Annotated in this window: 20 protein-coding genes; 8 read left to right on the top strand and 12 right to left on the bottom strand. The window is 64.3% G+C overall.

All coding sequences use genetic code 11. The features are described from left to right. Window positions 1-13 precede the first annotated feature (13 nt). Both HTZ84_RS19055 and HTZ84_RS19050 read right to left on the bottom strand, forming a co-directional pair. The gene (locus tag HTZ84_RS19055) at window positions 14-706 is read right to left on the bottom strand and encodes a metalloprotease family protein (protein WP_174682108.1); all 693 of its coding nucleotides are present in this window, start codon (window positions 704-706) and stop codon (window positions 14-16) included. A 66-nt stretch (window positions 707-772) separates the two neighbouring features. Further along, the gene (locus tag HTZ84_RS19050) at window positions 773-1,186 is read right to left on the bottom strand and encodes a UPF0146 family protein (protein WP_174682107.1); all 414 of its coding nucleotides are present in this window, start codon (window positions 1,184-1,186) and stop codon (window positions 773-775) included. Between the two features lie 39 nt (window positions 1,187-1,225). Here HTZ84_RS19050 and HTZ84_RS19045 point away from each other — a divergent pair, with 39 nt between their 5' ends. Then, window positions 1,226-1,747, top strand: coding sequence for an archaemetzincin family Zn-dependent metalloprotease (locus HTZ84_RS19045; RefSeq protein ID WP_008893597.1), 522 nt, complete (start codon window positions 1,226-1,228; stop codon window positions 1,745-1,747). A gap of 136 nt (window positions 1,748-1,883) precedes the next feature. Here the strand turns inward: HTZ84_RS19045 and HTZ84_RS19040 are convergent, their stop codons facing one another. The 5 genes from HTZ84_RS19040 to HTZ84_RS19020 all read right to left on the bottom strand — a co-directional run bounded on the left by HTZ84_RS19040 (window position 1,884) and on the right by HTZ84_RS19020 (window position 8,403). Continuing rightward, entirely contained in the window at window positions 1,884-3,698 is a 1,815-nt protein-coding gene (locus tag HTZ84_RS19040) for a ribosome biogenesis/translation initiation ATPase RLI (protein WP_174682106.1), read from the bottom strand. Window positions 3,699-3,700: 2 nt separating this feature from the next. After that, window positions 3,701-4,027 carry an EMC6-like membrane protein gene (locus HTZ84_RS19035; RefSeq protein WP_174682105.1) on the bottom strand — a complete coding sequence of 109 codons (327 nt, stop codon included), beginning with the start codon at window positions 4,025-4,027 and terminating at the stop codon, window positions 3,701-3,703. Between the two features lie 215 nt (window positions 4,028-4,242). Further along, on the bottom strand, window positions 4,243-5,055 hold the full coding sequence (locus HTZ84_RS19030; RefSeq protein ID WP_174682104.1) for a hypothetical protein: 813 nt from the start codon (window positions 5,053-5,055) through the stop codon (window positions 4,243-4,245). Between the two features lie 2 nt (window positions 5,056-5,057). Then, the gene (locus HTZ84_RS19025) at window positions 5,058-5,594 is read right to left on the bottom strand and encodes a DUF7344 domain-containing protein (protein ID WP_254611784.1); all 537 of its coding nucleotides are present in this window, start codon (window positions 5,592-5,594) and stop codon (window positions 5,058-5,060) included. Between the two features lie 160 nt (window positions 5,595-5,754). After that, window positions 5,755-8,403 carry a DUF7289 family protein gene (locus tag HTZ84_RS19020; RefSeq protein WP_455429275.1) on the bottom strand — a complete coding sequence of 883 codons (2,649 nt, stop codon included), beginning with the start codon at window positions 8,401-8,403 and terminating at the stop codon, window positions 5,755-5,757. A gap of 438 nt (window positions 8,404-8,841) precedes the next feature. Here HTZ84_RS19020 and HTZ84_RS19015 point away from each other — a divergent pair, with 438 nt between their 5' ends. The 6 genes from HTZ84_RS19015 (at window position 8,842) to HTZ84_RS18990 (ending at window position 14,289) form a co-directional block, all read left to right on the top strand. After that, window positions 8,842-9,312, top strand: a complete 471-nt coding sequence (locus HTZ84_RS19015; protein WP_174678794.1) for a hypothetical protein — start codon at window positions 8,842-8,844, stop codon at window positions 9,310-9,312. Between the two features lie 142 nt (window positions 9,313-9,454). Then, window positions 9,455-10,612, top strand: coding sequence for a CARDB domain-containing protein (locus HTZ84_RS19010; protein ID WP_174682103.1), 1,158 nt, complete (start codon window positions 9,455-9,457; stop codon window positions 10,610-10,612). 122 nt (window positions 10,613-10,734) lie between these two features. Then, window positions 10,735-11,910 (top strand): signal peptidase I, encoded by a 1,176-nt coding sequence (locus HTZ84_RS19005; RefSeq protein ID WP_174682102.1) that lies wholly within the window; start codon window positions 10,735-10,737, stop codon window positions 11,908-11,910. 143 nt (window positions 11,911-12,053) lie between these two features. Continuing rightward, the gene (locus HTZ84_RS19000; protein WP_174682101.1) at window positions 12,054-13,229 is read left to right on the top strand and encodes a DUF5305 domain-containing protein; all 1,176 of its coding nucleotides are present in this window, start codon (window positions 12,054-12,056) and stop codon (window positions 13,227-13,229) included. Between the two features lie 303 nt (window positions 13,230-13,532). Beyond that, the gene (locus HTZ84_RS18995) at window positions 13,533-13,826 is read left to right on the top strand and encodes a MarR family transcriptional regulator (RefSeq protein WP_012944628.1); all 294 of its coding nucleotides are present in this window, start codon (window positions 13,533-13,535) and stop codon (window positions 13,824-13,826) included. A gap of 49 nt (window positions 13,827-13,875) precedes the next feature. Beyond that, the gene (locus tag HTZ84_RS18990) at window positions 13,876-14,289 is read left to right on the top strand and encodes a hypothetical protein (RefSeq protein WP_174682100.1); all 414 of its coding nucleotides are present in this window, start codon (window positions 13,876-13,878) and stop codon (window positions 14,287-14,289) included. A gap of 52 nt (window positions 14,290-14,341) precedes the next feature. Here the strand turns inward: HTZ84_RS18990 and HTZ84_RS18985 are convergent, their stop codons facing one another. Together HTZ84_RS18985 and HTZ84_RS18980 are read right to left on the bottom strand one after the other, a co-directional pair. After that, complete coding sequence (locus HTZ84_RS18985) at window positions 14,342-15,250, bottom strand: NAD+ synthase (RefSeq protein ID WP_174682099.1); 909 nt, start codon at window positions 15,248-15,250, stop codon at window positions 14,342-14,344. A 419-nt stretch (window positions 15,251-15,669) separates the two neighbouring features. Further along, window positions 15,670-17,547: a PINc/VapC family ATPase gene (locus tag HTZ84_RS18980; protein WP_174682098.1), complete on the bottom strand. Its 1,878-nt coding sequence runs from the start codon at window positions 17,545-17,547 to the stop codon at window positions 15,670-15,672. 194 nt (window positions 17,548-17,741) lie between these two features. On the opposite strand from HTZ84_RS18980, the gene HTZ84_RS18975 reads away from it, so the two are divergent. After that, window positions 17,742-18,926 carry a M20 family metallopeptidase gene (locus HTZ84_RS18975; RefSeq protein ID WP_174682097.1) on the top strand — a complete coding sequence of 395 codons (1,185 nt, stop codon included), beginning with the start codon at window positions 17,742-17,744 and terminating at the stop codon, window positions 18,924-18,926. An 18-nt stretch (window positions 18,927-18,944) separates the two neighbouring features. Here the strand turns inward: HTZ84_RS18975 and HTZ84_RS18970 are convergent, their stop codons facing one another. From HTZ84_RS18970 to HTZ84_RS18960, 3 genes are all read right to left on the bottom strand, one after another. Next, on the bottom strand, window positions 18,945-20,048 hold the full coding sequence (locus HTZ84_RS18970; RefSeq protein WP_174682096.1) for a glycosyltransferase: 1,104 nt from the start codon (window positions 20,046-20,048) through the stop codon (window positions 18,945-18,947). Continuing rightward, window positions 20,049-21,038 (bottom strand): glycosyltransferase family 4 protein, encoded by a 990-nt coding sequence (locus tag HTZ84_RS18965; RefSeq protein WP_174682095.1) that lies wholly within the window; start codon window positions 21,036-21,038, stop codon window positions 20,049-20,051. Window positions 21,039-21,122: 84 nt separating this feature from the next. Continuing rightward, complete coding sequence (locus tag HTZ84_RS18960) at window positions 21,123-21,983, bottom strand: hypothetical protein (protein ID WP_174682094.1); 861 nt, start codon at window positions 21,981-21,983, stop codon at window positions 21,123-21,125. Window positions 21,984-22,073: the final 90 nt, after the last annotated feature.

Genomic DNA, 22,073 nt, shown 5'->3' with positions numbered 1-22,073 from the left:
GCGACGCGGTCCCTCAGAACCCGATCCCGCCGACCGCGTAGAACGCCAGCAGACAGAGCCCCAGCGCGTACAGGACGTCGGCCCACAGCCACGAGAGCAGGTTCACGACGTAGATCACGACGACGACGGGGACGCCGAGCAGAACGACCGGTCGTCGCCGCCACTCCGAGCGGGAGTGCGTCCAGAGCGTGTTCGCGTCGCCGGTGCTCGGGAACGCCTGCACGCCGACCGCGAGGCCGAGCCATCCCAGCGCGAGCGCGAGCGCGAGTTCGCCGCTCGAGGCCGCCACGAGACTGTCGCGCAGTGCGGTCACCGACGCGATCGGATCCGCGGTCGCGGTGGCGAGAGCGTCCGCGATCCCCAGCGACGACGCGAGCGCGGCGAACCCGAGGAAGGCCGCGACCGAGACGACGGTGTTGACCAGAAACGGGGCGACGCTGATCGCGAACGACTCGCGGTACCGTCCGGGCTGGGCGTGGCGGACGTAGCCCGGCGGGTCGCCGAACCGGAAGTAGACGACCTCCTTGACGGGCACCCCGACGAGGTGACAGACTTGCTTGTGGGCGAGTTCGTGGACGACGACGCCGGGGGCGGCGAGGAGGCGCATCACGACTCGGGTGATCGAGCCGACGACGGCGACGATCACCGTCACCGCGACGAGAACGACGAGGGTCGCGACGAGGGGCGAAGCGGCATCAGGGATCATCGGTAACTGAACCGTTCCGAACGGTGGTAATTCCTTCGACCACGAACGATGGGGCGCGGGCGACGATCACCGTCGGCGTCCGGCCGCCGCTCGAGCGACGTACAGCGTCCCCGTCTCGATCGTCCGACGTTCGACCGGGATCGCGGGCTGGTCCCCGCCGAGGGTCGTAAACAGGAGGTCGGCGTCGGCCTCGCGGGCGACCGCGAGCGCCGGTCGGTGGAGTTCCGGCGGGAGATGTAGCGCGTAGATCGCGTCGGCGGTGGCGTAGACCGCCGGATCGGGGTCGACGATGTCGTCGCGGACGAACCGCACGCCGTCGGGGACCGATCGGTCGTGGACGTCCGTCGCGGTGACGGCGACGCCGCGATCGGCCAGCGCGGCCGCCACGTCGGTCCGACGACCGATTCCGACCTCGACGAGCCGATCGTACTCGGTCAGGGTCTCGAGCAGCGTCTCCGCGTTCCGGCGAGAGTGGGCCACGGCGGGACGTTTATGCCACCCGCGGCCATAGCCCTTGCCATGCTCGTCGATATCGTGCCGGTCGGCAACGTCCCCGCGAACGTCAAGCGGGCGGCCTCCGCTGCGTTGCGATCGGTTTACGACTGCGACGTCACGGTCAACGACTCGCAGTCGGTCCCGAACGGTGCTTACGACGCCGACCGGAACCAGTACGCCGCCGAAACGTTCATCCAGCTCGCCGAACGGGTCGGCCGCGGGACGAAAAACATCGCGATCACGCCGCACGACCTCTTCTACCGCCGGCGCAACTACGTCTTCGGGCTGGCCTACCTCGACGGCAGCGGGAGCGTCGTCTCGACCTACCGCCTCCAGACCTCGAGCGACGGCGGCTTCTCGAACCAGAGCGCCGAGGACATCTTCGAGGACCGGGTCCGCAAGGAGATCGTCCACGAAATCGGCCACACCTACGGGTTAGAACACTGCGACAACAACCGCTGTGTCATGAACTTCTCGCCGACGGTCCGCGAGGTCGACATCAAGGAAGAGAACCTCTGCGGGAGCTGTCAGCGGCTGATCAGCTGAGTAGAGTCGATCCCTTTTCGACGGAATCGTACTGACTGGTTTTGACGCGGAGTCGTACTGGCGGCGTGCCACGCAGCCTCGAGTAGCGTCCGCTCGGTCGGCGATCGCGCGATCGAAAAACGAGTCGCGGCCGAAATCAGGGCGCGTAGTAGTACTCGCCGTTCTGCTTCTGCTGTTTGTCGAGTTGCGACTCGGGCTTGTTGATCCGCGGTCGCGAGGTGCGCTCGTCGCGGCGGAACGTGACCTCGAGGTTCGCGAGGAACTCGTTCATCCCGTCGCGCATCGGCTGGGGCTGGCCAGCGCGGCCGTGGACGGCGGGTTCGCCGTCGAAGACCATCAGCCGATCGGCGAGCAGGTCCATCATGTAGATGTCGTGATCGATGACCATCACGGTGGCGTCCTGCTGTTCGGCGTAGCGTCGGATCGCCTTCGTCGCCTGGACTCGCTGCTCGACGTCGAGGTGAGCCGAGGGTTCGTCGAGCAGGTAGAGGTCGGCCGAGTCAGAGAGACAGGCCGCGATGGCCACCCGCTGGCGCTCCCCGCCCGAGAGGTCCGAGAGGTTCTGCTCCATGATCCGCTCTAACTGGAGCGGCTGGGCGATCTCGGTGTTCCAGTAGGAGGAGCCGAACTGATCCGTAATCGACGAGAGGAACGCGTCGACCCGCATGTGCTGGTCGATGGTGACGTACTGGGGCTTGTAGGAAATATCGAGGTCGAGATCCGCATCGCCCTCGTCGGACTCGAGATTGCCCGTCAGCAGCTTCGCGAACGTCGACTTCCCGATTCCGTTGGGACCCACGACGCCCAGCACCTCGTTTTCTCGGATCGTCCCGCCCTCGACCTCGAGAGTGAACTCGCCGTCGCCGTAGCTCTTGGTGAGGTCGGGGTATTCGATCAACGCGTCGGCGTGACTCGCGGTTCGGGGCGCGTGCTCCTCGAACTCGATGGGATCCGGTCGGATCCGCATGTTCTCGTTGTCGAGGTAGCCCGAGAGGTACTCGTTGATCCCGTTGCGGACGGACTTGGGCGCCGTGATGACGCCGTAGGCGCCGGGCTCACCGTAGGCGACGTGGAGCGTATCGGCGAGCAGGTCCAGGATCGCGAGGTCGTGTTCGATGACGAGCATCGATCGGTTCTCCTCCTCCGCGAGCTCCCGGATCAGCCGCGCCGCGGTGACGCGCTGCCCGATGTCGAGGTAGGGCGTAATTTCGTCGAGGAAGTAGAAGTCCGTATCTCGAGCCAGCGTGGCCGCGATGGCGACCCGCTGGAGTTCGCCGCCCGAGAGGTCGTCGATCGACTGCTCCATGACGGGGCCGATCGAGAGCCGCTCGACCAGTTCGTCTAAGACGCCGCGCTCGTCGGTCTGCTCGAGCAACTCGCGGGTGTTGCCGTCGAAGCTGTTCGGAATCTGGTCGACGTACTGGGGCTTGCGCGCGATCGTGACGTCCCCGTCGCGCACGTCGGCGATGTAATCCTGCAGTTCCGTTCCGCGGTAGGCCTCGAGGACCTCGTCCCAGCCCGGGGACTCCTCGTGGCGGCCGAGGTTCGGCTCGAGTTCGCCGGCGAGGATGCGGACGGCGGTGGTCTTCCCGATCCCGTTGGGACCCAGAATCCCCGTTACCTGCCCTTCCTGGGGCGCAGGGAGTCCGTACAGCGAGAAGGCGTTTTCGCCGTAGCGGTGGGCGGGGTCGTCCTGCAGTTCCTCCGGTAGGTTGATGATCTCGATGGCGTCGAACGGACACTTCTCGACGCAGATCCCGCAGGTCTCGCCGAGACAGATCTCCTCGGAGATGTGGACCTGGTCGGGCTGGCCCTCGTCGGCCTCTTCCCCGCGGAGGGTGATACACTCCTTGCCGGTTCGGTTGGGCGGACAGTAGTTCTTACACTCGTAGCTACAGCGGTCGGGTTGGCACCGATCGAGGTCTACGACGGCGATGCTGTCGTCGGCCATGGTTACGCGGCGGCCCCCGTCGTGAGCAAGATTCCCCACGTCACGAACCACAGGGCGAACGTCATGAACACGATGAACAGGTAGTGTTTCGGTCCGAACTCGTCGTCATCGTAGATGCTCGTGAAATCGTAGAGCACGAACTGGGCGAGAATCGCACCGGCGACGAGCATGAGCGTTCGCGTGTCGTTCGCGGCCGCGTCGGCCGATGACACGTCACCCACCAGTGCCATCGAGCCGAACGCCGCGGCGACACCCAACAGCGCGGCCAGGGCGGTCACGCTGATCGAGCGGATGTGCTCGCGTCGGTCACTGATCGATTCGGTCGACATGGATCGAATTCAGTGGCCGGTGGTGAAAAGGAGTTCGGGTTGGTCTCGAAATGAATCCCGTGTGCACGCATCGAACCTCTGTCGTTCTGGCAGCCGCTCGATAGAAACGATGGCCTCGAAAGAGATCGGTTCGGTACCACGCCTCCGATACGGCCCGAAAGGAACAGTTCAGACCGAAAAATGCCGCCGCGAGAGCGGGCGATACGCAGCCGAGATCAGGAGTTCTCGTCAGTGAGTATCGTTATGATTACATCCTTACCCTTGACGTTCCGGTCGAACCCTTCCAGTCGGTAGGTTACTTCTTCGTCCGTACTGATCGTGTATGGGTCGTGGAACTCCTCCGCTCCGACAGCATAGTCTCCCTCGTTTCTGACCTCGGTATCGGTAGTATTCGAGGAATCGAGCTCCATGACCTGATAGGACTGGGGCGGCTTATTACTGGTATCATCTATTTTGAGACCAGTCACCGTTACCGATTCGTTGTGCGTATTCCGTATCGAAAACGCGACTGATTGGCCGTTCCCGGTGTATTCGTCAGTGAATTCGTACCAATCGGCACTGAAGTCCCCGTCTCCACAACTGACGGTAATATCGTTGATCGTTCTCGTAGCTCCGTGGACGGATACGCCGTCGCCGAAAGCGTCGACGACCGTTATTGTAACGTCCGTCTTTCCAGCTGCCTTATTCGATGTACAGGAACCGGAGACGCTCCAACTGTTGTCCTGTTGGCTAACGGTCAGATCTAGTAGTTCGTCGCTCTGGGTAACGTCGATATCGGTACTGTCGAGGCTGGTTATATCGATGGCGTTCGTATTACTCCCGACAGTTGCAATTTCGGTCTGTTTATTATGTTTATCAACCGTCGAGCTCTGTGCCGTAATACCGATGAGTGCGTCCGGGTGGCCGGCAGTACTAACGCTGACGCCTCGATCAGCCGCCAGTGAACTGAAACCGAACGCCGGACTGATTATCGTAGCCGCTCCGAGGACGATCAGACACATACCGATGACGGAGATCGTTCGGATCATAGTTACGGTGGCCGCTCCATCTCACCGAGACGCATCCGCCGGCTCTGTGCCACGTGGACGACTGCAGAAATCGCAAACAGCGCGAACACCAACGTCGACCAGCCGAGTGCGGACACCGCCCCCGTCGGTACGACCTCGAGCCAGAGCCCCGCCATCACGATCGAGCCGACGGCGGCCAGCCCCAGGTAGTACAGTCCCCAGGGGATCGAGTCCGCCGGAACGACGTCCAGATAGACGTCTAACTCCGAGGCCTCGTCCGTGAGTTCGATCGTTCGGTTATCGAACTCGATCATCTCGGCTCGCTCGAGCGTCGGCAGATGCGTCTGCTGTAACGACGTGTACACCCGTTTCCGTTCGGCGGAGGTGATCTCCTCGACCTCCTTGTCGAGTTCCCAGGCGGCGACGTGCTCGGCGAGGTCCCCCAACGTGACCGGCTCGCCCTCGCGCTTGCAGTAGTGAATCGCGTATCGCCGCCGGTGATTGCTCAGCAGATCGAAGATCTCCCCCCGATCCGAATCGCTCCCCATCTGCGTTGCCATTGGATCGTTCGTACTGTGGAGAAAATACTGATTGCTTATATATAACGCTTATTGCCGCGAAATGCGTCTATTTCCCATCGTACGGGCCCGACCACTCGGTCAGCACCGTACGGCGGCCCGGGTTGTGCCTACCCGGCTGCCGGGCGAAAACGGACGGCGATCAACGGTCGATCGCTACGGTCCGTTCGGAAACGTGTACCGCATAGTTAGCGGTACCTCCTGTCTCGTAGTTCACGGCGAGTTGCATCTGCGTATCCATCTCGAGGTCGATCTCTTCGTCGACGATTTCCTCGAAGAGATCGAGTAGCTCGTCTGGGTCGGCGGTCTGATAGTAGTTCCCGCCGGTCTCGGCCGCCCACCCTTCGAGCTTGTCCTCGGGTATCGAGTCGTGCTCGAGGCCATCGAGACCGACAGTGTGAAGGGTGTAATCGAGATCGTCCGACCGGTCGACCAGTTCGTCCATCCGCTCGTCGTTGGCAGCGTTAGAGTTTTTCCCGTCGCTCAGGAGAATAACGACTCGCTCGCGGTCATCGGCACCGCGAGTGGCGTAATCGTCGAGTGCCGCTTCCAGCCCGGCGGCCATGTTCGTCCCGCCGTAAGCGGTGCCGGCGACGCTCTCTTTCGCCGCCTCGAGATCACCGCTAAGGGGATGGAGGGTCCGACCACTGCCGGCGAAATCGTAGACTCCGACCCGATCGGCGCTGGGGTCGAGTTCGTCGATAACGTTTCTGGTCGCCTCGACACGCTGGCCCGTCGGATCGTTCCCCGGGTGAGCGTAGACGCCGATCGAGGCCGGTCTCAGTCCGAACTGATAGTACGGATGGACCCGAATCTCCGTCCAGTCATCAGGATGGGCAAATTCCAAGGACTCAAGCGTTCTGGTCGTCCCGTTTTCGTCTCGAACTTGGAGAACCTTCCAGCCATGCGTATTTCTGAACGGTTCGTCCGTCGGGATCGGCTCCCATTCGTCACCGATTTGAATCTCGTACTCGGGCTCATACGCGTGCCCGTACGGATTGTGCGGCCCCATCGATCCCGACCGGTCGAGAACGAAGGTTACGTCGACCGGAGGCCGCGTGTCGCTGTACTCGAATAACAGATCGGTGTCCTCCTCAGATAACGGTGTTGCACTCCGGAGCGAGCGATCGAAGTTAATCTGAACGTCGTCGCCGATCTCGAGCGTGCCGCCACGCCCGGCCGCATCGCCGGCGATGACGGCCCCGTCGATAGTCACACCGTCCTCGATCTCGAGGTCGGCACCGGGAGCGTAGACGACCCCCTGAAAGTCGTCCTCGATGGTAATCGTCGAATCGCTGGTGGCGTACACCCACAGGGCGTCCGCCCGGTCGTCGGGTCCGATACTGACGTCCGAGAGTTCGGCGCGACCGTCGACGTAGAAGTTCGTCTGATTGTCGCCGTTAATTTCGACGTTCGAGAGCTCGAGATCGCCGTCGACACCGACGTTGACGTTTCCATCGGAGGAATCCGTCGACTCGATCCCGTCTTCTCCGCTGTACATGCCCGCAGAAACGTCACCATCGGCCGGCGGGTTGCCGGCGAGATACGACGTCAGGAGCCGATTGATCTCGTCGTCGATCGGAGCAATGTCGGCGTACGGCTGCGAAAGTTCGGTGGCGAGCGCCGTTCCTTCGACGCCGTTCCCCTTCCCTTCGTTCTCCGAATCTAACCGATACAGGTTCCTGCCGCTCTCCGATTCGCCCTGCTCGGTCCCGTTGACGGTTACTCCGTAGCCGATCGGTGAGATCGACGGATTCCCTTTCGAACCCAGTTCTCCGTTTACGACCGGGATACCTTCGATATCGGCGTGATTGTGAAGGTAGAATTCATCGTAATTCGCGAGCAAGAAGCCGGGGGAGCCGGCGCCATTCGCGTTATGATTTTCGTACGCGCTCATCGAAAGCGACGACCGTAGCGTCCCCGTTTCACCGTCGATGTAGAGTCCGCTGCGAACCGTCGGCTCGATATCGGCGAGTTCGCGGAGCGGTTTCTCGCCATCGACGTTTGCGACGACCGTAACCGTCTCTTCGGATTCGTCGTGGCAGATGATGTTCTCGTCGACCGAACCGGAGATCTCACAGTCGTTGGCATCGGTCGCGTTGAACTCGTCTTTCAGAAAGTCGTACCACCCGTGGTGATAAGACGATTCGGAGACCTCGACCGTAGTGTAACTGACGACCTCGATATCCTCCCCGAGCGATTCGAACGAGTCGGTATCGGGATTCGGGATTTCTCGAACCGTATGCTCGCCCGTGCCGACGCTTCCCTCGAGCGTGACCGGTTCGATATCGACTCGTCCGACTTCCCCGTCTTCGGTCGACTCGTAGTAATACCGGAGGTTCGGATCCGAAACGGCAGTCGCTCGATCGCCGGAAACGTCCCAGGCTCCGCCGGCTTGATACGCGAACTCGTTGCCACCCTTATCGGTTGCAACCAGCGTCTCGAGCGCTATCGAACGACTATCGTTCACGTATCCGTCCGAGACGGTGACCTCGAGCTCTCCGTCGGTAACCAGTTCTCCGTCTAAATTATCGATTCGAACAGGTTTCGGGGTATCGTCCTGCTTTCCGAGCGACGATATCGTCGAATCGAACTGCCGGAGTTCCTGCTGACTCTGTTCGTGATACGCCTGCGACTCGGCGGCGTCGAACGCACCCATCCCGACGACGTAAACGCTCGTTGCGCCGAGGAATACCAGTACGAATAGCAATACAATCCCTAACTGAGGGCTCGCCCCCCGATCGGCCCGTTCGGAAAGAGAGTGCGCAGCGTTTCTACCAATCCGTCCCATTACGAATCCGTATTAATTACTGTATTATAAAATGTAATGAGTGTTGATCTCATCTTCAATAGAACAATTCTGGTCGCTAACGAACAATGCGTCCGGAGAGAATTCGACGAGCCGCTTCCAGTGCTACTGGCGAGGAATCGCACCAGCTAGCCGTTATCGGAGTTGTCGCGACCGGAGACGCCAATCTATAGTCTTCAAGACTGTCTTGAACGGGTGTATTACCGAGCTTTCGGGATTTCTGGCGACCTAATACAAAGTGGGTTGCACTCCACGGTGAGCGTAAGAACCGCGCGCTGGACTCCCGCCTCGAGGCGGGGAGACCCGACGCGGTCAGACGGAACCATAACCATGAGAATGAATCGACGCAATGTGTTAGTCGGACTGGGAACGATCGTCGCGGGCGGCGGAGCAGCGCTTGGGACGGGGGCGTTTAGTAGCGTGGAGGCAGACCGAACCGTGTCGGTCGGGACAACGGGAGACGGTCAGGCGTATCTGGGTGTCAGCGTTACTAATAGTGCGTATGCGGTGGACGGCAGCAGTGAGAGCGAGGCTGCTGTCACGATCGATCTGGGAGACACGGGCAATGAGAGCGTCGGCTTCAACGACGATGCGACGACGTACGTAAATGGTATTTTAGAACTCACCAACAACGCTGCCGACGGCAACAGTATCGAGGTCAGCCTCGGAAGTGCCGCAAACGGTCACTCGAAAAGCCAGACCGTTTCGATCGCCGGTGCAGACGTCACCTTCACGCTGAGCGACCCGGACACAGGTACAGACGGTGATCTGGCGTACGCTACCGTTTCAGACGGAGGAACGACAACCGTTGACGCTGAAATCAATACCGCTGTCGATAATAGCGGCGACGATGAAATGCTGACGCTCTACGCCGACGACGGCAGTAGCTAGTAGAGATCCGTCTACCCGACCCGAGCTCGGTAGATCGGAATAACGGTGTCCGCCCCTCGAGGACGGAGGACACTGGCTACAGAACGCCCGAACGTGTCGCCAGTAAACGACGGCCCGCGAGTCGTGCCAGCAAACCGCACAGATGCTATCCACTGACGTCCGACTTACCGCCGCGGCTGCTTGCGTTCTCCTCGCGTTCGTAGTTCCGACGGTCGCGATCACGGTGGGTGAGAATTCGGCGGCTGACGACGTCCTCCTCGAACCGACGTCCCGATACGCCACGATTCAAGACAACCAACTCGAACTCGACCTCGAGGAACTAAACAAAGACGCAATAACAACCGCTGATGTCTTCACGATCGCGATCGCCGATACCGACGTCCAGCGGGTCTGGATCGAGAACGACGTCGAGGGTCTCGAGTTCTACTCCGGAAACGATCCGACGGCCGAAATCGCCAGAGCGAGCCCGATCGAGCCGTCAGCGGGCGAGACGATCCACGTCGGCGTCGCGGTCGATACACACGTCGCTCACACGGGGACGGAGACGTTCACGGTGCACGTCCGCTACGACGATGACGGCGATGACGACGACGAGGGCGACGAAAACGAGACATCCCAAGGAGTCACCCTCGAGTCCCTCACGGTCTCCCCGACGAGCCTCGAGGCCGGCGAGTCGGTGACGGTCGAGGGGACCTACCGAAACGAGAACGACACGGCAAAGGGACACACCGCGAAACTGACCGTCGACGGCACCGTCGTCGACAGCCGAACAGTCGAGATCGAGAGCGGCGGGACGCGAACGGTCTCCTTCGAACGGGCGATGCAGTGGCCCGGCGGCTACGACGTCGGACTCGACGGCGCGGCGAGCGAACGGGTAACGGTCACGGGACCGGGCGCCGAGATCAGCGAAGCGTCGGTCGCCGACGCCGAACTCACCAGGGGCGATCGGACGACGGTCTCGGCGACCGTCGAGAACCCGACGAACGAACCCGTCGAGCGCACCCTCGAGTTGGCGGTCGACGGGATCGTCGTCGATACCGGAACGGTCGTCGTCCAACCGGGAACGGAGCGAACGGTGACGTTCGAGCGCCGGTTCGACGCTCCCGGAACGTACGACCTGTCGATCAACGGCGTCGACGCCGGTTCCGTCACCGTCTCGGAGCCGGAGCCGTTTCCGATCCGGAATCGGCAGCTGTCGGCGGCGACGACGGCCGCGCTCGCGCCGCCGCTGACGATGGGGATTCTGTTCCTCGGCGCCGCCGCGAACCGGCGCTGGGCGATCGTCTCGAGCGACTACTGATCCGACCATGAGAACCGACGAACACCTGCATCCCGGCTCGTTCGGGACTGTTAAGACGGCCCGATTCGAACGTCGTCTCGATAGACCGGTCAGATATCGATGATATTTCTCGAGGGGAGACGATGACGTGGACGGCGCTCCTGAAGCGAACGCTGGGGGCGGGGATCGCCCTCGTCGTCGTCCTATTGCTGGTCGGGCAACTCCTCGGACAGCCGATCCTGCTCGGGTACGTCGCGACCGGCAGCATGGAGCCGGCGATGGACGCCGGCGACGGGTTCGTCGCGATTCCCGACCTCGCCGATAGCTCGGTCGAACAGGGGGACGTCGTCGTCTTCGAGGCCCGGGAACTCCACGGCGGCGGGCTGACGACCCACCGCGTGGTCGGCGAGACCGAAGCGGGGTACGTCACGAAGGGCGACGCCAACCCGTTCACTGACCAGGACGGCGGCGAACCCCACGTCACGGACGGCCAGATCGTCGCGAAAGCGTGGCGAGTAAACGGTGGGGTCGTGACGATCCCCCATCTCGGAACGGCGACCATGGGCGCCCAGAACGTCGCGGAGTCGGCCTCCGGAACCGTCGCCTCGGTGGTCGGACTGACGGCGACCGGCGACTCGGAGGGACTCGGCGCCGTCCTCGTCGCCGTCGGCGTCGCCCTGCTCGGGTTCGGGACGGTGTTCGAGCGACTCGGCCCGGGGCGACGCGAGACGCACCGATCGCGCTCTCGAGAGAACGTGATCGCGTTCTGGACGGCGCTGGGGCTGGTCCTGCTCGTGTTCGTGACCTTCGCGACCGCGGCGATGGTCGTTCCCTCCGGAACCGCGGAGTACGAACTCGTGAGCACCGACTCGCCGACGGACGATCCGCAGGTGATCGCTCCGGGCGAGACGACCCAACTCACCCGCACGGTCGACAACGCGGGCTATCTCCCGATCGTGGCCGTCCACGAAGCCGAGAGTAACAACGTCGAGATCGAACCCGCCACGCAGACCGTCGGGAGCCGCTCGAGCGGGGAGACGACGGTCTCGCTGACCGCGCCCGACGAGACCGGATCGTACGCGCGACACGTCGGCGAGTACCGCTACCTCGCGGTGCTCCCGCCGGCGGCGGTCGTCTGGCTGCACGGGCTGCACCCGCTCGCCGCGATCGCCGCGGTCAACGGCGTCGTCGTGGGCCTCGCCGTCGCGATCGTGCTCGTCGTCTTCGGGCACGGCGATCTGCGCCTTCGCTCGGCGGGCGATCACGTCCCCGTATCGACCCGCCTCGAGCGGAAACTGCGCGAGTGGCTCCGGGAGTGATCCGTTCGCCGACGGCCAATATCGTTATAATGGTCGGATCGGATGAATGAACGAACGAAACTCCGCAGTCAGCCGGGGGATCGGTGCGGACGAGCGGGGGAAGAAACGCCGTACGGGACGGCTTCGACAGGGGTGTCCAACACGTGATCGATAATCCGCGTCTCGACCTGGTGCTCGCCAAATACGGGCGGTCGATCGTCGTCGTTCTCGTCGGGATCGGCATCCTCGCGTTTCTCGCCTCCGGGTGGGTCGTCGCGACGCCGTCGACGTCGACGAGCCACCAGTACGCCGACGAACGCGTCTCGAGCGACGTCGACACGAGCGCCGTCGTCGTGCGGAACGGAACGCTCTGGAACGAGGGCGACCGACTCGAGAACAGCGGCGTCTACATCCTGAACGCGTCGCCGGAACTGACGCTTCGCCCGGAGACCAGGCTGACGAACGCGACCGCGGAGGCGCCCGTCGACGACGGGACCGTGAGCCACGAACTGACGCTTCGGTTCGAAGCGACGCGTGAGGGCACGGCGTTCTGGAACGAGACCAAGACGCTCGTCGACGAGTCGCCGGCGGTCGAGAACGGCGTCGCGAGATCGGAGACGACTATCGACGTCGAATCCGTCCGGGACCGACAGCGCGAGATCGAGCGCGAACTGTCCGGCGTCGGGGCCGTCGACGTCCGCCTCGAGTTCCGCGCCGCCTACGAGACGGGCGCGGGACGGGGGGTACAGGAGGCGTCGACGACGCTCGAGATCACCGACGACGCCTACTGGATGGCGGACTCGCTGTCCGCGTCGGACGAACGGCGCTACCGGACGGGAACGACGGTGACGACCGAGTCGCGGAACCTGGGACTGATCGCCGGCCTCTCGCTGCTCGGAACGCTCTCGCTGGCCGCCGCCGTCTCCCTCGCCCGTCGCTCGCCGGTCGACGAGGCGGCCGCTCGACGAGCCGTCCACGAGCGGCGCTACGCCGAGTGGATCTCCCGGGGATCGATCCCGATGTGGATCGGCGACTACCACGTCTCGCTCGACACCCTGGAGGACGTCGTCGACGTCGCGATCGACACGAACGAGCGCGTCGTCCACGACACCCAACGCGGGCTGTTCGCCGTCGTCAACGACGGCGTGGTCTACTACTACAGCGACCGCGGGCTCTGGGAGGAAACCGCCTGGCCCGAGATGGATCTCGACGACGGGTCCGCGGTCGTCGACGCCGACGCGCCGCTGAACCCGGAGGAACTCGAACTCGAGGGGAGCGACGAGTTCTCGGATCCGGACGACGGGTTCGACGACGACGCGGACGTCTGGCGAAAGCTCTGAGCGTGCGGGAGACGGGGTGCGGTTGCCTGCTTCTATATCATGCCATACATCGACAGGGAGAGGTGTGTTACCAATCAGCAGTGAGGGCGTCAGACACCGGCGCGGTGAGTCGTCGACCGACCGTCGCAGCGCTCTCGGTAGTCCCAAATTTCACCGACCCCTGACCAGCCAGTCAACTCTCGATATCTCGGTAAAGAGGCTTTCACTCGCCACTTTACCGTTCAAAATCTGTTGGAAACTTTTGTGATGGGCACCGTTCGTAAGGCTCAACTTTTATGCTGCTGGGAGCTTTCGATTCGTAATATGGCAGAGACCGACGGGGAGGACATCGAAGATTTGCCACCGAGCGCCAAACTGGTCTTCAAGGTTCTCGAGTACGACGGGCCGCTGACCCAGAAACAGATCGTCGAAGAGTCGATGCTGTCAGCCCGAACCGTCCGCTACGCGCTCGAGCGGTTAGAGGAGATCGGGATCGTCGACGAGGACATCTACTTCGCCGACGCGCGCCAGAGCCTCTATCGACTCGAGGAGCCGGTGGCAGCCGACGGAAACGGCGTCGAGGAGTCCCCGAAGAAGGACGCCTGCTGCGCCGAATAACGGCGCGGAAACCGGGAGGATTATTTTCAGTCGGTGACCGTCCACTAGTATGGACAAGGAGACGCTGCCGCGATGGGGATGGCTCTTGCTGGGGCTGTTCGCGATGGCGGTCGTCGCGAACACGTTCAATCTCTTCGTTCTCGGTCCGGCGGGCGTTCCCGAGCGGTACCACGTCGTCACCGTCATCACGTCGATGGCGCCGGTGTTGATCTACGTCGGCGTCTGGTACGACGACGACCGCCAGCAGTACTGGGACCACTCGCGGGAACACATCGTCGGCGATATCGTGTTCGTCATCACGGGCGCGGCGATCGGGGCGGGCATGGGGGTCGTCGCGACCGAGGGGATCGGGCTCCCGCCGTTCGTCGAAGACGTCATCGCCATGGCTATCGGATTCATGCTCTCGTGGGGACTGTTTTGGTGGCGGAACACGGAGCTGTACCGCGATCTCGATGGCCGCTGATCACGAGCGTCGCTCCGGTCGCTCCGACGGGTGTGACCGCGTTCGCCGCCGCTCACTGTCCCGTCAGCGGTCGCTCGGCGCCGCGGTCGGCGATTCCGGGCGTCGGCGGCATCGATCGCTTGTGCTCGGTTTCGTCACAGAGCCACGCGATCGACCGCGCCGTCTCGCGGTCGATCTCGAGCGTCGTCGCGGCGTCCTCGATCGACTCGTCCTCGTCGACGAGCCGTCGTAACAGCGGGTCGATGACGTCGTAGGTGGCGCCGAGTTCGTCGGCGTCGGTCTGGCCCGCCCAGAACCCCGCCGACGGCTCCTTGCTGACGATCCGGCGCGGAACGCCGATCCGCTTCGCGAGCGCCCGCACTTCGGTCTTGTAGAGGTCACCGAGGGGATACGCGTCGGCCGCCCCGTCGCCGTGCTTGGTGAAATAGCCCAGCAGCAGCTCGGAGCGATTGGCGGTGCCGAGCACGAGTCGGCGCTGGCGGTTCGCCGCGTAGTACGCACAGCACATCCGCAACCGTGCGGTCACGTTGCCGATCGCGTGGGTGCGCTCGTCGGGACGTGCGTCGTCGCCGTCGTCTCCCGGCTCGAGTTCGATCGCGGCCGCCTCCTCGAACGCCTCGAGGACCGGCCGCAACTGGATCTCTCTGAACTCGATGCCCAGCCCTTCGGCGATCGTTCTGGCCTCGCTCACGCCGGCTCGTTCGCTCTTGTGGCAGGGGAGCCCGAGCCCGAGAACCCGATCGCTGCCGAGGGCCTCAACGGCCAGTTCGGCGGTCGCCGTCGAATCGATCCCGCCGCTCATCGCGACGACGACGCCCGCGGCGCCCGCGTCCTCGACCGTCGTCCGAATGTCGTCGACGATCCGCGAGCGGACGCGCTCGAGTCCCGGTCGATCCGTGATGAACGTCCCGGTCGTGCGCCCGATTCCAGCATCGACGATCGTCTTCCTCTCAGCGCCCATAGCGATCAAACACCATTTGTTTCACACTTCCCCCAGACATTTGTCTCGTATAAGTGCTTTATCCTTAAATAATATATTCTCCTATGCGCAATCGGAGGTCAAACAGTTGCAGATATAGAGTAATCGACTGTAAACGTCCATTCCCGTTCACCCCCGTTCGTTCCTCGTAGAATTCAGTTAGTATACAACAGGTCCGGGGGCGAACTACGATGCAGCTGGGTTCAGCCGTCTCCTCTCCGTTTGCGGAAGTGGACGCCATCCATGCTCGAGGACCTGGGCTGTGCAGGAAGCTACTTCCTCGTCGACGACCGGATCGCCGTCACCGCGAGGGGATGTACGGCTTCCGGAAATCGCCGGGCCGACGGCTGAGCGTCCTCTGAAACGAATAAAAACCGCTCACTCCGTTCGCGATACGATCCCTACGACGGCACGACCGTCACCGGCTCCTTCCGATCGATCGCTTGCTCTAACTCCTCGGCGATCGCGCTGCCACGCGAAACCTGAATCTCGCCGCCGCGGCTCACCGTCGCGGTGAAGAGGTACTCGCCGCCGGCCTGGACCTCGACGGTCTCGCCGTGGTTGCCGTCGACGGGGATGACGATGTGTCGCGAGGTGATCTCGGGGGTGACCATCTGTCCGGCCTGGGTACCGCCTCCGCCTCTGCCGTCCGCGCTGGCACTGCCGCCGCCGCTACCGGCCCCGTAGTTGGGGTTCTCGTCGTGAGTCCGGACGTCGATGTCGATCCCGAGGCGGTTCTCGACGTCGGTGATGCGACCGCCGCCCTTGCCGATGACGCTCGAGATGTCGTCCTCCTCGACGTAGACGACGGCCTTGTCCTGGCTCTTGAGTTCGACGTCGACGTAGCCGCGGGCGATCGAGCGGATCTCGCGTTCGATCTCCTGTTTGGCGATGCGGTCGACGCCGGACTCGTTGCCGGGGCCGCCCTCGTCGTCCGTGAGCGGGACGGTGACGACCTGGCGGTTGAAGGTGTAGATCTCGTACTCGGGTTCGCCGGTCTCGAAGTTCGTGACCTGAATGACCGGCCGCGCGAGGTCCTCCTCGGTGAGTCCGGCGGGGACCTTGACCTCCGTCCGGACGTCGTAGACGGTGTTGACCTCGCCGGCCTCGATGTAGACGACGGTGTCGACGACCTGCGGGATCATCCCGAGTTCGACGCGACCCACGAGCCGCTGGAGGGCGTCGATCGGCCGCGTCGCGTGGACGACGCCGATCATGCCGACGCCCGCCAGCCGCATGTCCGCGAAGACCTCGAAGTCGTCGGTCTTCCGGACCTCGTCGTAGATGGTGTAGTCCGGGCGGACCATCAGCAGGGCGTCGGCCGTCTTGGCCATCTCGCCGCCGAGTTCGGTGTACTGGGTGATGTCGGGGCCGACCTGTAGGTCCCGCGGTTTCTCCATCGTCTTGACCGCGTAGTCGTGATCGGAGATGAAGCGGGCGACCGCCTGCGCGAACGTCGACTTCCCGGCACCGGGGGCGCCCGAGATCAGGACGCCGCGCTGGCGCTCGAGCAGTCGCTCTTTCAGCTCGTCGGCGTTCTCGTAGTCCTCGATGTCGGTCTGGGCGATCGGCCGGACGGCGGTGATTTCGATGCCGTCGGCGAAGGGGGGCCGGCCGATCGCGATCCGGTAGTCCCGGAACTGGACGATCTTCATCCCCGGCTCGGAGAGCTCGAGGAAGCCGTCGGGGGACTCCTTGGCGGCGTCGACGATCTCGCGGGCGTACTCGTCCATCGTCGCCTCGTCTAACGGCTCGTCGGCGATCGCCTCGTAGCGCATCTCGCCGAGTTCGCCGCGCTTTGCCTTCGGCACCGCGCCCGTCTTGAGGTGGACGCTCATCGTCTGATCGTCGAAGTAGGTCTCGACGGTGAGCGTGCCGACCTCGCGGGTCTCGGGGGAGACGTGTTCGACGTCGAGCCCCTTCGCCCGGGCGACCTCCGCCTGGACGACGTCGCTGGTCAGGAAGGTGGCGCCGAGATCCTCGGCGAGATCCCGAATGAGGGCGTCGATCTCGCCCTCCGAGGCGTGGCCCCGCTCGATGGCGTTGGGCCGCTCGCCGACGTACTCGAGTTCGATGACGCCCTCGTCGGCGAGGTCGGCGAGACGCTGGAGCTCCTCCAGCCCGTCCCAGCCGGTATCGATCCCGTCGTTGGCCTGCGCTTCGAGTTCCGCGACGACGGCTTCCGGCACCGAAATCGTCGCTCCCTCGAACTGCCCGTCGTCGACTGTCGCCGAGACGCGGCCGTCGATGACCACGCTCGTATCCGGCACGACGTTCATACGCTAACTGGTCGACGGACGCCTATAAGGGTGTTCCACCTGCGAAAGTCGTATCGGCGGGATCTACGACGCTCGTAGGTCCCGTATTCGACGTGCTCGAGGCCGCGACCGTCTTCGCGTTCGACAGGAATCGAGCGGCCGCTCCGCCGACTGCGACCGGTGGTCTCAACTCGCCGCCCGTCGACGACTCGCCCATGGAGGTCGTCGACCTGACCCGCGAACTCGTCTCGATCCCCAGCCACGAGGACGAGACGGCCGCGGGGGACTACATCGAAGCGTGGCTCCGCCGCGAAACCGACGCCGACGTGGCGCGAGACGAGGTCGGGAACGTAATCGCCCGCCGGAGCGGAGGCGTGGGCGCTGGCGCAGGTGCAGACTCGCGGACGGACTCGAGCCCGGGAGGCGAGACGACGCCGGCGGAACGGTCGCTGGCGCTGGTCGGCCACCACGACGTCGTCGAGCCGGCCGACGCGCAGCTCGAGGACGGCGAGTACGTCCTCGAGGAGCGGGACGGTCGCCTCTACGGCCGCGGTGCGGCCGACATGAAGGGCGCCGTCGCAGCCGCGATGCTCGCGTTTCGCGACGCTACAAGTGGGAGCAACGAGGGGGAGGAAGACGGCGACAGAGGTGGAGACGGGGCGGCGGAACTCGTCTTCGCGAGCTTCGTCGGCGAGGAGGTCGGCGGCGTCGGCGCGCGCCACGCCATCGACCGGGGGTTCGCGCCCGACTACGCCGTCGTCGGCGAGGGCTCGACGGGCTACTCGGGGCCGGACGTCACGGACGTCGCGGTCGCCCACAAGGGCCGTCGCGGATCGACGATCACCGCCCGCGGGACGGCCGCCCACGCCAGCGAGGTCGGCGCCGGCGAGAACGCCATCTACCGCGCGACCGACGCCGTCGACCGCGTCCGCGACCTCGAGCCGCCGTCGGTCGAGGTGGCCGGCGAGGCCATCGAGGGGAGCCTCGCCGTCACCGAAATCGAGGGCGGCTCGGCGATGAACGTCGTCCCGGACCGCTGCGAACTGACCGTCGACGAGCGGACCGTCCCGGGCGAGCGGGCCGCCCTCGAGCGCGTCGAGGACCTCGCTGGCGTCGAGTGGACCGTCGACCAGGACCTGCCGCCGATGCGCTGCGACGACGAGGCGTTCGCGACGGCAGTCCTCGAGGCGGCCGACGACGCTCAACCGGGGTCGCCGGAACTGATCGCGAAGCCCCACGCGACCGATGCGGGGTGGCTCGCCGCGGCCGGCACGGAGTGCGTGATCTGTGGCGCCGCCGAACCCGGCGAGGCCCACACCGAAGACGAGAGCGTCTCCCTCGAAGTCCTCGAGCGGTGCCGGGAGACCTACCGGACGGTGGCGGCGTCGTGGCTCAGTTAGGCGCGCAACGAGAACCAGTTACTTCGGCGAACTGTGCGAGTCGTCGGAGAACCAGTCGTCGGTGACGTCCGTCGGAGACGCGGTTCCCGAGGATCGGACGGTCCGATAGAGGTGCTCGAGGTGCTCGAGCGTTTGCCGGACGTCGTAGCGTTCGATGGCCGCCCGCGTGTCCCGATCCGACCGGAGACAGCGTTCGACGGCGTCGGCCATCGCCTCGAGGTCGCCGTAGGCGAACCGCTCGCCGTTGTCGGGCCCGATCGTCCGGTCGAACGGCGGGACGTCGGACGCGACGACGGGCGTGCCGCAGGCGTTGGCCTCGAGCGTCGAGAGCCCGAGCGTGTCGGCGGTCGAGGCGGTGACGAACGCGTCGATCGAGGAGTAGAAGATCGGCAGCTCCTCGCGGGGGAGGAAGCCGCGGATCTCGACGTTGTCGGGCGCCTCGCGCTCGAGGCAGTCGCGGTAGGGGCCGTCGCCGACGATGACGAAGTCATACTCCGGGAGCGTCTCGGCGACGCGGAGGATCTCACTGACGTTTTTCTCCATGCTGAGCCGACCGCTGTAGCCGATGACGGTCCGGTCGGGATACCAGTCCTCGTCGGTCGGCTGGAAGAACTCCATGTCGATGCCGACGGGGAGCTGAACGTGTTCCACGTCGCGTTCGATTCGGCTCGTGGAGGCGGTGACGATATCGAAGCTCCGGAGGAGCGCGTTCTCCAGCGGGACGTACAGCCTCGAGAGCGCGTCGGCGATCGACTCGAACTTGACGTTCTGGTGGAAGTACTCCTCGATCGGCGTGTGGTGGGTGTACACCGCGGGCAGATCGTGTTTCCGGGCGTAGTACCGCCCGAGTACGCCGACCGTCGCCGGCCCGTGACAGTGGACGACGTCCAGCTCCGGCAGCGTCGACGGGCGTTTGAACACGGGAATCCGATAGCCGGGGTAGAACGGATTGGACACCGATTTGACCGGGATCTCGCGGTCGCCGGGCTCGTAGTCGCCGTCCGGGTAGACGACGTACACCTCGTGTCCGTCCTGTTCTAACTCCTCGCGCCAGAGTTTGATCGTATACGTGACGCCGTCGATCTCGGGGAAGTAACTGTCCGTAAAGAAACCGATTTTCATTCAGGTCACCTCGTCGTAAAGTGTCTGGTACCGGTTCGCGACCGACTCGAGCGTAAACGCCTCGCTCCGTTCGGCTGCGTTCGATCCGAGTCGCTCCCGGAGGTCTGGGTCCTCGAGTCGCTCGATGGCGTCTGCGAACGCGTCGACGCCGGCGTCCGACGCCGCCACCTTCAGACAGTCCTCGCCGTCCTCGAGCCAGGAGAACGTCTCGATGTCGCGGACGAGGATCGGTTTGCCGGCCGTCATCGCTTCCAGCAGCGCGATGCCCTCGTTTTCCTCGTGGGTGGGGAAACAGAAGATGTCTCCCGCTGCGAACGCGCCGCGGATGTCGTCGACGTAGCCGGTGAACGTGCAGTTGTCCGGCGACTCCTCGATGAGCCGCGTCGTTTCTCGACCCTTGAGCGAGAGGTCCAGCGGGCCGAACCACGCGAAATCGAGGTGGGGCAGCCGGCGGGCCAGTTCGACGAACGTCTCGAGACCCTTGCGCTTGATCACGTGGCCGACGAGGAAGACCGTCGGCGACTCGAGGTCGTAGCGCTCGCGGTACTCCGCCTCGAGGGACTCGAACCCGTCGAGTTTCTCGCCGTCGACGCCGTTCGAGACGACGGTCGTCCTCGCGTCGGTGTACGTCTCGATCAGCCGTCGGTTGTACTCGGAGGGACAGACCAGCGCGTCGGCCAGCCCGTAGGCCCACTCGAGGTACGGTTTCAGAGGCCTCGCGAGCGCGTTGGTAAACCGAAAGCTGTCCCCGAAGTCCTCGGCGGTGACGTGGGTGTGGGCGACGACGGGGATCCCCCGCGATCGCGCCCGCCGCGCGTACCAGACCGAGCGCGGTCCCATGAGGTTACAGTGGAGGACGTCGGCGTCCAGCGTCGGCTCGGTCGTGTACTCGACGTCCAGCCGATCCAGCATCTTCCGCTGGTGGACGACCGACTCGCGGATGCCGCCGGTGACGTGCTCCTCGAGTTCGAAGTAGTGGCTGATCTTCATCCGGAGTCTCTCGTGGCTGTGGTGGGTTCGGTCGCGTTCGAGGGATCGACGGGGCGGTGCGGTAGCGGTGACCGTGAGGTGACGTTACTCGACTTCGAGCCACGGCACCTCCATGAGCGGCGGGATGTACGTCTCGATGTGGTGTTCCCAGACGCCCTCCTCGCCGAAGGCCTCGCCGTGGTCGGCGGTCACGACGACCCGCCCGTCCAGTTCCGGGATCAGTTCGGCGACGGACTCGAGGGCGATCCGAAGGTTCTCCTCGTAGAGCTCCAGCGCCGCCTCCCGCGTGCCGTTCTTGACGAGGTCGGTCGGATCGAGTTCGAGCCAGAGGCCCGCTTTCTGCGCGAATTCGCTGTCCTCGAGTCGGCTCTCGACTTTCGGTCGGATGGTGTCGCTGAGCGACGACAGCGTCCCATCGCCGCCGTCGGTCGCCTTCTCGGCTTCCTCCTGGCGGCGGATCCCCTTCTGAATCTGCTTGAGCTTCTGTCCCTTTCCGCGGGAGAGGTACGGAGCGTGGGGCTGCATGTAGTGGAGGACCGTCCGGTCAGCCCGCTCGACGGCGTCCTGGTTGTTTCGGAACGCCTCGGCCAGCCCCTCCGGCGGGACCGTCCCGAGGTCGTCGTCCCAGCCGGACTTCCAGACGTCGAAGACGTCGCTGATGTGTTCCGACGCCGTCCACTCGTAGTCGCAGCTGGCCCCCCACTTGAGTTCGTTCAGCGGGATTCCGAGGTCGTTGATAAACGGGTTTCCGGAGAAGTAGGCGATATCGTGTTCGTCGGTGAACGTCCGGTACGCCCACTCCGGCGTGGACGAGCCGGTGCTCCACCGCTTTTCGAGCGTTCCGTCGAGATACTCGTCGTAGACGTCGCGGAACACGTCGTACCGGCACGCGTCCAGCACCAGACAGTAGTCCCACTCTGACTCGAGGAAATGCTGGTCCTCCATCGGTTAGGTTGGGGTTTCGAGTCGACAAACGTATGCTTACTGGTGTCCGGACAGTCACTGTAACTTTCCCGTTTCGATCAGTATCGGTCC

It is taken from the genome of Haloterrigena gelatinilytica, assembly GCF_013342145.1.
GTDB classification, from domain to species: Archaea; Halobacteriota; Halobacteria; order Halobacteriales; family Natrialbaceae; genus Haloterrigena; species Haloterrigena gelatinilytica.
Note: the sequence above shows the minus strand (reverse complement) of the source record. Positions and strands in the feature narration are given on the sequence as shown.